Source organism: Pseudoalteromonas sp. CST2, assembly GCF_028599385.1.
Lineage (GTDB): Bacteria > Pseudomonadota > Gammaproteobacteria > Enterobacterales > Alteromonadaceae > Pseudoalteromonas > Pseudoalteromonas atlantica.
The window spans coordinates 105,345-118,586 of the sequence record NZ_JAQREO010000009.1 but is presented as its reverse complement, the minus strand read 5'-3'; the positions used below and the strand labels follow the sequence as shown (position 1 = coordinate 118,586).

11 protein-coding genes are annotated in these 13,242 nt (G+C 40.0%); 6 read left to right on the top strand and 5 right to left on the bottom strand.

Annotated elements, in window-relative coordinates; all coding sequences use genetic code 11:
• Nucleotide 1: 1 nt before the first annotated feature.
• The 3 genes from PSH41_RS13020 to PSH41_RS13010 are packed head-to-tail and all read right to left on the bottom strand — an operon-like array spanning nucleotide 2 to nucleotide 4,641.
• Nucleotides 2-2,035, bottom strand: a complete 2,034-nt coding sequence (locus PSH41_RS13020; RefSeq protein ID WP_096042712.1) for a bifunctional diguanylate cyclase/phosphodiesterase — start codon at nucleotides 2,033-2,035, stop codon at nucleotides 2-4.
• Between the two features lie 3 nt (nucleotides 2,036-2,038).
• Complete coding sequence (locus tag PSH41_RS13015; protein WP_095206797.1) at nucleotides 2,039-2,572, bottom strand: YfiR family protein; 534 nt, start codon at nucleotides 2,570-2,572, stop codon at nucleotides 2,039-2,041.
• A gap of 8 nt (nucleotides 2,573-2,580) precedes the next feature.
• The gene (locus tag PSH41_RS13010) at nucleotides 2,581-4,641 is read right to left on the bottom strand and encodes a TonB-dependent receptor plug domain-containing protein (RefSeq protein ID WP_273589213.1); all 2,061 of its coding nucleotides are present in this window, start codon (nucleotides 4,639-4,641) and stop codon (nucleotides 2,581-2,583) included.
• A gap of 427 nt (nucleotides 4,642-5,068) precedes the next feature.
• On the opposite strand from PSH41_RS13010, the gene PSH41_RS13005 reads away from it, so the two are divergent.
• The 3 genes from PSH41_RS13005 to PSH41_RS12995 all read left to right on the top strand — a co-directional run bounded on the left by PSH41_RS13005 (nucleotide 5,069) and on the right by PSH41_RS12995 (nucleotide 7,717).
• A complete protein-coding gene (locus PSH41_RS13005; RefSeq protein WP_273589212.1) occupies nucleotides 5,069-6,085 on the top strand; it encodes a Kelch repeat-containing protein in 1,017 nt (338 codons plus the stop codon).
• The gene (locus PSH41_RS13000) at nucleotides 6,082-6,798 is read left to right on the top strand and encodes an SIR2 family NAD-dependent protein deacylase (RefSeq protein WP_273589211.1); all 717 of its coding nucleotides are present in this window, start codon (nucleotides 6,082-6,084) and stop codon (nucleotides 6,796-6,798) included. The genes PSH41_RS13005 and PSH41_RS13000 overlap by 4 nt, the downstream gene beginning before the upstream one ends.
• Before the next feature lie 121 nt (nucleotides 6,799-6,919).
• On the top strand, nucleotides 6,920-7,717 hold the full coding sequence (locus tag PSH41_RS12995; protein WP_004587007.1) for a response regulator: 798 nt from the start codon (nucleotides 6,920-6,922) through the stop codon (nucleotides 7,715-7,717).
• Between the two features lie 59 nt (nucleotides 7,718-7,776).
• Here PSH41_RS12995 and PSH41_RS12990 read toward each other — a convergent pair whose 3' ends face one another.
• Nucleotides 7,777-8,379, bottom strand: coding sequence for a LysE/ArgO family amino acid transporter (locus tag PSH41_RS12990; RefSeq protein ID WP_024032917.1), 603 nt, complete (start codon nucleotides 8,377-8,379; stop codon nucleotides 7,777-7,779).
• Between the two features lie 72 nt (nucleotides 8,380-8,451).
• Between PSH41_RS12990 and PSH41_RS12985 the strand changes: the two genes are divergently transcribed.
• Nucleotides 8,452-9,384, top strand: a complete 933-nt coding sequence (locus PSH41_RS12985) for a LysR family transcriptional regulator ArgP (RefSeq protein WP_256850923.1) — start codon at nucleotides 8,452-8,454, stop codon at nucleotides 9,382-9,384.
• Between the two features lie 15 nt (nucleotides 9,385-9,399).
• On the opposite strand, the gene PSH41_RS12980 is transcribed toward PSH41_RS12985, so the two are convergent.
• Nucleotides 9,400-10,713 (bottom strand): M20/M25/M40 family metallo-hydrolase, encoded by a 1,314-nt coding sequence (locus PSH41_RS12980; RefSeq protein ID WP_273589210.1) that lies wholly within the window; start codon nucleotides 10,711-10,713, stop codon nucleotides 9,400-9,402.
• A 668-nt stretch (nucleotides 10,714-11,381) separates the two neighbouring features.
• Between PSH41_RS12980 and PSH41_RS12975 the strand changes: the two genes are divergently transcribed.
• Together PSH41_RS12975 and PSH41_RS12970 are read left to right on the top strand one after the other, a co-directional pair.
• Nucleotides 11,382-12,029, top strand: coding sequence for a hypothetical protein (locus PSH41_RS12975; RefSeq protein WP_273589209.1), 648 nt, complete (start codon nucleotides 11,382-11,384; stop codon nucleotides 12,027-12,029).
• 115 nt (nucleotides 12,030-12,144) lie between these two features.
• A complete protein-coding gene (locus PSH41_RS12970; protein WP_273589208.1) occupies nucleotides 12,145-13,197 on the top strand; it encodes a serine hydrolase domain-containing protein in 1,053 nt (350 codons plus the stop codon).
• Nucleotides 13,198-13,242: the final 45 nt, after the last annotated feature.

Below are 13,242 nucleotides of genomic sequence, written 5' to 3'. Positions count from 1 at the left end.
GTTATTCAACGGTTGCTTTTATTTGCAGATGGCTATTTATAAAATCTTGCTTTGAAAGCGGTTTAGAATATAAGTAGCCTTGAATGTAATCACAGCCCAACGCGATTAATTGTGCTTGTTGGGTTGGTGTTTCTACCCCTTCGGCGACCACTTCTACACCTAAGTTATGCGCCATAGTAATAATGGCTTTAATTAGCGCTATACTGCTGCTATTGGCTTCGATATTTTGTATAAACGATTGATCTATTTTAAGTATATCAATGTCTAACTGCTGCAAGTACGCAAGCGATGAGTACCCAACACCAAAATCATCAATGGCAATGTCTATATCAAGCGCATTAAGGCGTTTTAAATGGTGCTGAATCGCGTTATCTGGGTCCATTAAGCTGTTTTCAGTTATCTCAATTAATATAGTATGAGGTGGCAAATTATAAAGTTTGCACGCCTCTACCCATTGGGTAACCCAAATACCGTCGCGATCAATTTCTAAAGGCGAGGTATTTACACTAATTTGCACCGGTGTATAGCTTAGTTTATTAAACTGCACCGCATCGCGAACAGCTTGCGATTTAACCCATTCGCCTAGCTCTTTTATCAAGCCATTTTGCTCTGCTATATCGATAAATTCGACAGGGCCAATAATGCCTCGCTCTGGGTGGTTCCAACGGATCAGCGCTTCGGCTTTTTTTAGCGTACGTGAATGGGGGTCCCATATTGGCTGATAGTAAAGTTCAAATTGGTTGTTATTTAAGCCAATGCGTATTTCTTCTATAAGGCGGCGCTTTTCAATCGCCAGTTCTTCCATTTCGTATGAGAAAAACTCAAACCTGTTTCGCCCCTTACTTTTTGACAAATACATCGCTTGGTCGGCTCGTTTAACTAAGGTTTCGACCGATATGCCGTCATGCGGAAAAAACGCCACGCCTATACTCGCGGTTACCTGCACATGTTCGTTTTTTATGGTTATTGTTCGGGTCAGGCTTTTCATTACATCGTGTGCAATGTGCGAAACCGCTGTTGTATCGCTTATTCCTTTGAGTATTAGGGTAAACTCATCACCGCCTAAGCGCGCCACTATGTCTTGCTGTTTTAAGCATCGGCGAAGTCGCTTAGCCACTTCGTGAAGTAATAAATCACCAAAGTCGTGGCCTAAGCTATCGTTTACTTCTTTAAAGCCATCTAAATCAATAAATACCAAAGAAAATGGTTGTTCAGGTGTGCTTACAAGCTGTTGCAGGTGCTCATAAAAATAACGGCGGTTAGGTAGGTCGGTTAAGCCATCTTGATAGGCATATTGATGCAGCTGAACATTGGCATTTTCGAGCTCTTTTGTTCTTCGTTTTACTTGGTTTTCTAGCAGGTTGTCGCGCTGTTCTATAGTTTGCAGCATGGTATTAAAACAGCTTGTTAGCTTACCCACTTCGTCCTTTGAAAGCTCTTTAGCACGTAGGCTATAGTCGTTAGATGAGGTAATTTTCTCTGCTGTTTGTGCTAAATATAAAATGGGGTTTAAAAAACGTTTTCTGAGCATTAGCGATACAAGCAAACTTAAAATAAAGCTAAAAATCATTAATACAATAATAAACCGGCCATAAAAAGCGGCTCTGTCGTTTAGGTCACTGTCGTCGGCGCGCACAATCAGCGTACCGTAGCGTTGAGCGTCAATTGTTAATGGTGTTTTTACTTCTATTGTATGCGGGGCTGAGCTTTCTTGGCTGTATTTAGGCGACGTTACGCTTGCAAGTTGTTGGCTAAAATTGTTTATCACGTCTACCGATACAATATCGGAGCGCATTAATAACGGCTCAATCAGCTCTTTTATTGCGGCGGTGTCGTAAAATATTAAAGCAGTACTAATATTGGGGGCTAATATTTGCGAGAGTGATTTTAGGCTTTGTGTTTGTTCTTGTTTTGCGGTTTTTAGCTCATACGCGCTAAAAACAGCAGTAACGGTAGCGGTAGAAATAAGCGCAACGCTCATTAAAATAAACAGCAGCTTTTTACTCATTGAGTTGAGTGAGAAGTAGTTTTTCATTATTTACCCCTCAACTACACGTGCTAAGCGCAGCACTTTTGAGCTCATAGTAATGCCTGCTTTTTTAAGCTTGCTTGGGGCAACTTCAAAGCGCACCTTACTACTTGAAAGAAAAAATCGAATATGTCCTTGTGCGGCTATAAAGCCATCGGTTTCGCCAACTATCATTGTATTTTTTAAATTAAGCGCGGGGTGGGCATCTAACCACATGTTATAGGTATTATCGGTAATAAATACTATATCACAGCCCTCAAGTGCTGTGGCCTCAAGGGGGGTTAGTTTATTTCGTAAGTGGCGTTTATGTACTTTTCTGTTTTCTAGGGCGGCATTTGCTATTGCTATAAATTGGCTGTCGGGGCTACAAATTAAAAAGTCGGAGCCGTTTTCGGGTGCAGATTGCCATTGCCCTAAGCGGGCAAAGTTATATAAAAAGCCTGCTTTAAGCACATATTCTTTTTGCACCGCAAACGCGCTTGAGCTTGTACAAAGCGCAAGGCAAAAAAATAGGTAAAGCAATCGATTTAAAGGCTTAAGCATTGGCTCTCTTAAAATGTTGCACTAACAGAAAACGTAACACACTCGTCTATATAATTAGGAACTGTAAATGTTTCGCGAGTATTGGCGTATTCTATGTGTGAGCCTGCAAATAAATTTTTGCCTGATACTGCTGTGGCCCAGCTATTGTTTATTTTCCAGTTCCATGTAAGGTCTACAGCGGTGTAGTTATCTGTATTGTAAGTACTTGAGTTTTCGGCTCTTAGCGTGGCAAAAATAGAATGCTGCTCAGTTAATTGGTAATTCAGTTTAGTAAATAATTGTCTGTTTACTGAGTCGTAGCCAATAGTAGGGCGCGTTGCATTAGGTAAGTCGTAATCTATTTTTGTATAGCTGTAACCAACTTCGCTGCTTAAGTCGTCCATTAGTTGCATCGAGAACAATAAATCACCGCCGGTTGTGGTGGTTTCACCTACCGAAACAAAGTCGTAATCTAAGCTTGTTGTTTGAAGCGCCGCAAATGCTTGTGACACTTCCCCGGCTAAGTAAAAGTTTAATGCAGGTATAAATTGTTCTACATGGGGGTTTAAGCTAATTACGGCCACATCATCCGCTTGCGTATTAAATGCAGAAACATCTAAAGACCACTCCGCCTTTGATATACGGTAGCCTAGCTCGTACGAGATATAATTTTCGGCTTTTACGTTATCGTTACCATTTAAAAATGTAGCTATATGGTATTGATCTATTTCAGCAATACCCGACTGCATGCCAATTACGTCTGAGATTTTTTGGCCATTTACTCTAAAGTTATCGTTAAATTCAATTAGTGTAGGAATACGTACGCTTCGTGAAATTGAACCCCATGCTAGGTGCTCGCTATTTGGCTGATAGGTAAAGCGGGCAAGGGGTTGATTTTCCCAACCGGTTAAATCGTTATGCTCTATTTTTGTGCCTACAATGAGGTTTAACGTATCAGGAATAACACTATATTGCGCTTGCAGCATAGCACCGTATTGATGAAGGTCTTCTAGGTCTTTATCGCTATTAATAAAAATGCTGTCTTGAAAAGAAATATCATTAAATCGATAATTAAGCCCCCAATCTACCTGGAGTGCACCGGTAATAAAGTTCATTTGATAATCAACGTCAATCGATTCAAAATCTTCATTTATATAGGGTTGTTCACCATGTTGTTTAAGCCACGACATTTGCAGCATTTGGTTTGCATTATCTGAAAGACGATGCTCAACACGGGTCATTAATCGTGTATCGCGCCTATCTGCAATAGTTGGAAATTGCTGACTGCGGTTAGACGCATCTACTACCCCAGTAAGGTTTTGGCCGTGCTCTGTGTGGGTATGATCCCCTTGCAGGAGGATTGACCACTCATCACTTGGCGTAAAATCAGCTCTAAAGCCGCCAGCGTGCTGTTTAGTAAAGTCATTAGGTTTAATGCGGCTGCCTTTTTTAGAAGGTGCGGTATTTTTAGTATTATAGTAGCCCCTGTAACTACCAATATCAGAAATATCACCACCATGGCGAAGGCTTATGTCGGCATTTATTTGATTACCTGTAATTGCTTTAGCGTAAGTGTTGCGTGTATCTAAGCTATTTTTAGTAATGATATTGATAACGCCGTTATTTGCGTTATTACCCCATAACAACCCGCCCTGACCACGAATAACCTCAATGCGTTCTATATCGTATAAAGGCACATGCAACGACTCCCAATACACAGCCGCAAATTTTGGGGTATATAGGCTTTGCCCATCTATCATTACTAATAATTTGCTGGAATACCGTGAAGCAACACCGCGTGCAGAAATAGCCCATTGATTGTTATCAAGTTGTCTTACGGCAAGGCCTGGCACCATTTTTAATGCCTCTGGGATAGAGGTAGCGCCCGAACTTGTAATTTGCTCTTTGCTTAGCACATAAATAGAAGAGGCGGTGTTAAAGGCCGATTGTGCTCGTTTCATTGCAGAAGTTGCTTGAACATCCATTCCCATTAACGCGTCAAGGTCTAAGTCATCGTCGTTTAATGGTTCTGCAGCAAGTATTGGTGAGGCAATAATAAGTGAGCACAATAACTTTTTAGGTATTTTCACCTAGGTTTCTCCACAGGGATCAAAAATCAAAAACAGGATATATTTTTGTAAAACATTTGTTACCACAAAATATTAGCATACTTTATATTGCTAAAAGTACACTTTATTAAGCTAACTAGCATAAATTACTAAGTAGTAAGGGTGTTTTAAAATTTAACGCTAAATTATTAAAGTTTTGTAGTTTTTAAATAAAATTAACAAATAAAGCTACAAAATCAAGTAATAAGGCAGTGTACATTAGGCGCTGCTTGTAAATTCGCTTATCTAATTTAGCTCGCTGGCTATATCATTAATTATTAGATGGTATGTAAAACGCAGCACACCTAAACACACGCATTAATAAGGTAAATTACTTATAGTTAGCTGGTTCATACAGGTAAAATAATTTACCCTAAGTGTATTAGTCACTTTTATATTATTTGTTTTTATGAGCCTTCTTTTTTCTATTGCGCTAGCAAGCCTTCCTGCTTTACCCGAACCCGTTGCAAACAATGCCGTAGCTAAGGTTACTGTTGAAAACCAACGCTATTTTTTGAGTTTTATGGGGCTTGGTAAAAACAAACAACACACAGATGTACACAATAAGGTATTTTCACTAAAACTAGGCGACAGCGCTTGGCAGCAACAAGCGAGTGTGCCTTCAAGTTTGCCATTAAAGGGGCGCTTAGCTAGTACTGCTGTTGGCTTAGGTGAATACGCTTATATTTTTGGTGGCTACACGGTAGATAGCGATCATACTGAAATTTCAAGCCCCGATGTGTACCGTTTCGATATAAAAAACAATACATATAAGCACCTTGCAAGTATGCCTGTACCGGTTGATGACAGCGTAGCGCTAAGCTACAAAGAGCGTTACATATACCTTATTAGCGGCTGGCATAACGATGGCAACGTAAATTTAGTACAGGTGTTCGATACTAAAAACAATACATGGCAGCAGGCGTCGCCTTTTTTAGGTGAGCCTGTATTTGGCCAAGCGGCTGCTATTAGTGGTAACACCATTGTTATTTGCGATGGCGTTAAAACCCAAGCAAATCCAGATTCACGCCGCTCGTTTGCAGGTGTTGCGCAGTGTTTAAAAGGCACAATAAATGCCAACAATCCGCTAAAAATAGATTGGCGCACGTTACCTCATCCTACAGGTGAATCGCATTACCGCATGGCTGCTACTAGCTACAATAACAATATTTACATGATTGGCGGCTCTAATAACCCCTATAACTACAACGGTATTGGTTACAATAAACAGCCCGCTCCGGCGAGCAACCATGTGTGGCGTTTTAATATAAAGCAAAACACGTGGCAAGTATTACCTAATGTAGCTGTTGGCAGTATGGATCACCGTGGCCTACTTGAGCACAATGGGGCTTTATATCGTATTGGCGGTATGAACAACCAACAACAAGTAATAAACGATGTACTAGGGTACGAGGTAGCACAGTGAATACACTTTATATTACCGGTGCAGGGGTAAGTGCTGCTAGTGGCATACCTACATTTAGAGGCGAAGATGGCTTTTGGACTATAGGCAGTAAAAACTATACGCCTATGGAAATGGCCACGCGTGCTATGTATCAAAGTAATCCACGCGAGTTTTTAGCTTGGTATTACAACCGTTTTGCTGCCTATCGTAACCATGGCCCGAATGAAGTGCACCATTGGCTGAGCGATAAAAATTTAATAACCCAAAACATAGATGGCCTTGATGGCAAAGCCGGTAACAAAAATTACATTGCTATACACGGCAGGCTCGATCAAATGACGTTATTTCATGAGCAAGGCGAAGCCGTTAAACCGCTTATGACTCCGTGGGATAGTGTAGATGAAAGCCGCCTGCATGAGTCTCTTTTTGAGCTATTTAATATTCAAAACCAAACACCTGAGCTTAATCATTCGTTTAAGCCTTTTGTGTTGTTGTTCGATGAATTTTATACTGAGCTTTACAGAATAACCGAAGCACAACAGCGTATGCTCAACGCCGATAAAATTGTATTTATGGGCACCTCGTTTAGTGTAAATATCACCCAAATGGCATTAGAAGTAGCCCGTAATTACGGCATACCTTTAGAAGTAGTAGACCCTAACCCTGTTCACATAATGCACAGCAATGTAACGTACAAAAAAATGAATGCATTAGAATACATCCAATCTAATTAGAAAGTGCTATATTTTAAAGAGATTGCTAATGTTTTCTTAAATATTACAATCTCTTTATATAATATTAACGAGTTAACAATGTTATTATTATCCTTATTATAACAATACTAAAGAGACTTGAATGAGCGACCTAACTGCAATAGCAAACTTGTCCATTTTACTTGTAGAGCCTTCAGAGGTTCAGCAAAAAATAATAATAAAATCGCTTGCAGAAAGTGGTGTTAAACAAGTAGAAACTGCGGCTACTCAAGCGCAGGTTTTATCGTTACTTGAAAGTTACCACCCAGACCTAGTAATAAGCTCGATGTACTTATCAGACGGCACAGCCGACTCATTATTGCAAAAAATAAGACTTAACCCCGCCACGGAACATCAACCTTTTATGCTTATATCGAGCGAGCGTAATAAAAAGTACCTTGAGCAACTACGCCAATCCGGTGTGCTGGCTATTTTACCTAAGCCTTTTAGTGCAAAAGCCATTACTCGCGCACTCAAAGCAACCCTCGATATAATAAGCGAAGAAGAAGTAGATCTTGATCATTTTGATGTAACGCTACTTCGCGTACTTGTAGTAGACGACAGCCGCTTTGCTCGTAAACACATAATACGCGTGCTTGCTGGCATGGGGATCCCCGAACCGGTAGAAGCCGAAAACGGAAAAGAAGCCATAGCGCACCTTAGTGAGCAATCGTTCGATTTAATCGTTACCGATTACAACATGCCAGAAATGGATGGACGCGAGCTAACCGAAACAGTACGTGGCTCAAATGCTTACTCGCATATTCCTATTTTAATGGTGAGCTCAGAGGCAAACGACACTCACCTAGCTAATATTGCACAAGCAGGAGTTGATGCCATTTGCGATAAACCGTTTGAACCGGCCACAGTGCGAGAATTACTTTATAAAATAATGTCTTAGTCTTTTAAAAAACGGCTAACAACATTGGTAGTTAAATACATAACTACCGCTGTTTTGGCTTATTGGCTTGGCACGTTATATAACTGAAACGCTACAAAACATAAAATAACCGCAATACAGCTATCAAATACGCGCCATCTAAACGGGGAGCTTAAAACCTTTTTTAATTTTGGCGCAAACAACACTAAGCTACTAAACCAAATAACAGAGGCCACACAAGCACCAATAGCAAAGTGCATAGGCGCGGGTTGTAATGCGCCAATGCTGCCAAGCAGCAATACGGTGTCTAAATAAACATGTGGATTTAGTAAGCTTATAGCAAAGGCCGCAAGGGCCGTTTTCCACCAACTCACTTTTATTACCTGAGTTACTTTTAACCCCGATGTGCCTTTAATTGCACTGCGCGCAGAGCCAAATGCTAAGTAAAGTAACATAGCTATACCGCCCCACGTTAACCACGGTAATAACCCCGGCAGCCATAGCTTTAACTCATTAGCGGCAAATACACCTACAATAATTAGCGTGGCGTCGCAAAGAATACAAACCGCAGCTAAAACAAAACGGTTAGCGCCCGCCATACATTGGCTTAAAATCCAAATATTTTGCGCCCCAATGGCAATAATTAAACTCAGCCCCAGCATCACACCCGACAAAAACGACATACTTCAAATCCACTCAAATAAAACCCGTTATCCAATGCCTTGCAGGGTAGGGGGGATTCTGTTACAAATCCAATGAATATATTTATTGTTATATGCGTAAAACTCATGATTGATTACCAGTTACTCAATGCGCTTAGTGCCGTTATAAGTGAAGGCGGATTTGAAAAGGCCTCAAAAAAATTATTTATTACCCAATCGGCGGTGAGTAGGCGTATTCATCAGCTTGAGGCCAAACTAGGCGAGCCCGTATTAATAAGAACCCAACCGCCAACGCCCACGGCACTTGGTAAACGTTTACTTAACCATTTACAGCAAGTATTACAGCTAGAAGTAGCCCTTAATGTAGAGGCACTTAACGAGCACACAGATTTAAACACCCCGCTTAGCGTAAAGCTTGCTGCTAATGCGGATTCGCTTGCCACCTGGCTGCCCGAAGCACTCGCCGTATTAGATACAGAGCTTGCGTGCAAATTACGCTTTGAAGTCATTAGTGAAGATCAATCCATTGCCCATAAAAGAATGAAAGACGGCGAGGTTATGGTGTGTATTAGCTCATCCCCCGAGCCCGTTAATGGCGGCCTAGTTAGCCCGCTTGGCGCCATACGCTACAAAGCCATTGCAAGCCCCGATTTTATAAAACAACATAAGCTTACTGAGCTTTCGCAATTAGCGCATTTACCGTGCTTGGTATTTAGTGAGTATGACAAGCTACAACACCAGTTTTTAGAAGATATTAATGGCTCAGCCCCACTGTTTACCCATATTTACCCTTCGTCAGAGGGATTTAAACAAGCCATGATAGCAGGCCTAGGTTATGGGCTATTACCTACATTACAGCTAGGAGACTCGCTGATAAAAGGCGAGTTAGTCGATTTATTCCCAGAATATTATATAGATACACCTTTGTACTGGCACTATTGGCAAACCGAAAGCCCGCAGCTTAAAACGTTGCGTAAGTTTGCATTGCAAGTAGCAGGCAAACGGTTAGAGCCTATTAGCCCATAAAGGCTAAGCCTGCGTTTATAACTGCCCTAATCTGTAAATAAGCAGTGCTGTTTTAGCGGTGTTTTTATTAAGTGAGGTTAAATCGGCGGTTTCGTTTTTAGTGTGTGCGCCACTGCCCATTAGTCCTAGGCCGTCAAGCGCCATATCAACATGGTTTGCAGCAAACGAAATATCAGCCGCGCCGGCATTACGTGGGTTTGCAGCCTCCACTTTGTTATAGCCTAAGTCTTGGCTTGCTTGGCTATACAGTGCAAGCAGCTTTTTATTACCCTTGGTGAGCCCCATTGGTGGGTAGCCGTCTTCAAAAATAAGCTCAGCATGGCTGCCATTTAAGCTTTTAGCCACTATTTGCTGCATCACTTTTTTAGCGCCTTCTACCTGCTTTGGCGAAAGTGCCCGTAAATCACCCGCTACATGGACGGTTTGCGCAATTACGTTACTTTTACCAAACGCCGTGGCTGACGAGTTAGCACTGTCGTAATCGGCATTTGTACCGCCCACAATAAGCCCGGGGTTAAAGGTTAAATTAGGTTGTGTAGCTAGTTGCTCTCTAAAGTCATTTAAAATACGCGACGCCTCGTAAATAGCGCCATAGCCCACATTGTCACTAAATATTTGCGATGAATGTGCAGCATTGGCCGTTACATTTAACGTCCAGCCGGTATAGCCACGGCGCGCCGCCATCGCGGTTTTAATATTGTTATCGCCGTTCTCAAAACCTAGCGCTACGTCAGCCCAAATTGCGCCATCAACAATCGCCTTTTTAGATAAGCTAAGCGGGCGACCGCTGCTTTCTTCATCGCCGGTAAGCAGTACTTTTACGCTTACGTTTTCAAGTAAATTGAGCGCTTGTAAGCTTTTAAGTGCGGTAATTATAATAGTGTTACCACCTTTCATGTCGGCTACACCTGGGCCTCTGGCGGTGTGTTCATCAATTTGTTTATAGGTAGTAAAGTTATCGTGTTTAGCAAACACGGTATCTAGATGGCCGATCATCAGTATTTTTATTGCATCGGGGTTTTTACTTTTGTGCGCAGCTAATACATGCCCTGCGCGGTTAAAAGCGCTGCCATCTAGCCACTCAACCTTAAAACCAATGGCTTTTAGTTGCTCGCTTGCAAGCGCGCCCACCTTTTTTACGCCTTCAATATTTAGTGAACCGCTATTAATGTTTACCGCTTGTTCTATTTCTTTAAGCGCTTGCGGCATGTTCTGCTCAACTTGTTTTACTATTTCACGCTCGTTTTTATTAAGCGCCGCATGGCTTGTAAGCGACAGGGAACTTGCAAGGATAAATATAAGTGCTTGGCTAAATTTTAAAAGTGACATAACAGCCTCATAATTGAAGAAAAGAGTTAGGGCGTGTTTATTTTTGATGGTTGAATTTGCAGCAGTGTGTTTGGTTTTTAGGCAAGGCAGAGCCTATGTAGTGTGGTTACTCCCCATAAATAGGCGATAACGTAGCATAAATGCCAAACATGCGCTGCCCGCTGGGTTCTTTCTAGGGACGATAAACTCTTTGTTGCTCGGTTTTTACTTAGCCCACTAGGTTACAAACCTCGCGCCGCGATTTAATCGCCCCTAGATTGAACAAATTTCAATCCGCAAAGGTCAACACGCCCCAATATGAAGTAAAAATACAAAGGGTTCAATAGAAGTAGATTGTGATTCTTAACTAATTTTATAAGCAATAACAGGTTACAAGTTTACGGGTTAATGGGTGTATGCGTTACTGGTTTAAACTCAGGTATTTAAAATATGATTTATTAATTAATAATTAATAATCAACTAATACAACTACACAGCTATATGTCTGATATTACTGATCTCCACCATTTTGGGGTTTTGCTGCATTTAGGAAAGGAAAGTCGAAGCTAACTATCTGTTTACAGGTGTTTATTTTATAGCTAGGATGAAATTAGTATAAAATAGGGACATTTCGCAGTTTATAAACGGCAAATGTCGTAGACTAAATTGTTATGTTCAACGGAGAGGTAATGCCTAATTACTCTACCCCTGCTTGGGTTAATATTAGAACAATTGGACGTTCAAAGATTATGACTTTGACAATTTTCATTCCTGTCATAGGGTATATGATCATTTTTAATGAACAGTTGATTCACTTATTTGAACTTTCAGAAAATTTATTTTCTTCTATAACGGTGACTAATGCCACACAAGAAGATGTAGTTTCAGAAGACAGTAAAACTAGGTTGTTCTATTTTTATTTTGGTTTTACATTTTTAGGGCTTGGCTCGCTTTTATTTCAAGTATTTTGTCCTAATCTAATCAAGGAACATGGTTCGGATAGAGAGTTCATAAAAGAGGAACTTTCACTTATGACAATTAAAAGAGTTAAATCAATTTTAGATTTTTTACATAATAAAGTACCTGAGAAAAACGATGAGTTGGTCAAACTTCAAAATGATATAAGTTTTTCAACTTCTGGTATCAGCAATGATGACATGGATAAACGTTATAAAAGTGCCACAATTAATTTAATGCTTATGCAGTGGCAATATGAAAATTGGTCAAGTAAGAATGCAAGGCGCTTCATCAATTTCTTTTATAGCATAGGCTTTTTAATCTTAGCTATCCCATCTATAGAAATGTTTTATAAAGTTGCTAAAGAGTTTATAAGTTGAACATAACAACACCTTCAAACGGACGAAAAACAGTTTGTTGTTTTCACTTCGTTCAGCATTTTAGCAAACAATTTTTTGCCTCTTAATGAGGCGTTAAGTTCCAGAAGGAAGTTTGGTGTATAAATTAATTTTAATCGTGTTTTTTTCCATTTCTTCTAATGTTCTTGCAAATATGCAAGAAGAGTTGACGGCTACGCTAGAAAATATTCGATTACAAAATGATATCCCATCTATGTCTGTAGCTATAATTACATCAGGTGAACTAACTTATATTAAAGGGTTTGGCTTTATTGATGATAAAGATAAAAAACCTACCAATTCAGAGTCATTGTTTCGTATCGCTTCAATATCTAAGCTATTTACCGCTCAAGCAGTAATGCAACTAGTTGAGAAAAACAAAATAAAATTAAATGAAAAAATAGGCCACCATATACCCCGTTTTCAAGACAGTAATATTACGGTTAAAGATCTACTTACTCACTCTTCAGGAATAGATGATTCAATCAAACCTATAAATTTTGATAAGCAAAGAGCAATAAATTCCTACTTAGATAGCGTCATACATTTTTTACCTAAAAACACTGAAAATAAAACTTTTGAATATAGCGATACTAATTTTAATATTTTAGGTGCGGTTATAAGTGCGGCTTCTGGACAAGAATATGAAAAGTTCATACAAGACAATATATTGAAACCTGCTCAGATGAAAAAAAGTAATTATTCGTTAGTTGGGAATGAGTACTTTGCTGAAGCGAGTCCAACTTACAAAGGTAAGTTAATCGATAAAGCTGATCAACGTCCTTATGATGTATCATTTAACCCAAGTGAAGGTTTAGTATCTAATGTTCGTGATTTAAGTCAGTGGCTAAAGCTAACCCTTGCTCGTGATGCATCAATTTTAAAAGAGAGAACATATAATGAAATGTTGGAGCCGCAAATAAAAACTACGTGGGGTGAAATATATATGGCGCTGGGTTGGCAAGTATACAAAACTGAACATGGTAAAGTCGCTAGGCATCCAGGTAGTATCAGAGGATATAAATCGCTAGTTCTTGCTTACCCAGAAAGTAAAAACGCAATGATTATTCTCACTAACTCAAGCAATACTCCACGATGGGAAATAGCAAAATCGATTACACAATTATTAAGACGTAATTCTGAGTGGTAGTAGAACTTAACAAGCAGTTAAACAAGGACAAAAAATAGTTGGCTT

Excerpts from the sequence above, each read along its gene's own strand:
- PSH41_RS13020 (WP_096042712.1), bottom strand. The coding sequence starts at position 2,035 with ATGAAAAACTACTTCTCACTCAACTCAATGAGTAAAAAGCTGCTGTTT.
- PSH41_RS13015 (WP_095206797.1), bottom strand. The coding sequence starts at position 2,572 with ATGCTTAAGCCTTTAAATCGATTGCTTTACCTATTTTTTTGCCTTGCG.
- PSH41_RS13005 (WP_273589212.1), top strand. The coding sequence starts at position 5,069 with ATGAGCCTTCTTTTTTCTATTGCGCTAGCAAGCCTTCCTGCTTTACCC.
- PSH41_RS12995 (WP_004587007.1), top strand. The coding sequence starts at position 6,920 with ATGAGCGACCTAACTGCAATAGCAAACTTGTCCATTTTACTTGTAGAG.
- PSH41_RS12990 (WP_024032917.1), bottom strand. The coding sequence starts at position 8,379 with ATGTCGTTTTTGTCGGGTGTGATGCTGGGGCTGAGTTTAATTATTGCC.
- PSH41_RS12985 (WP_256850923.1), top strand. The coding sequence starts at position 8,452 with ATGAATATATTTATTGTTATATGCGTAAAACTCATGATTGATTACCAG.
- PSH41_RS12980 (WP_273589210.1), bottom strand. The coding sequence starts at position 10,713 with ATGTCACTTTTAAAATTTAGCCAAGCACTTATATTTATCCTTGCAAGT.
- PSH41_RS12975 (WP_273589209.1), top strand. The coding sequence starts at position 11,382 with ATGCCTAATTACTCTACCCCTGCTTGGGTTAATATTAGAACAATTGGA.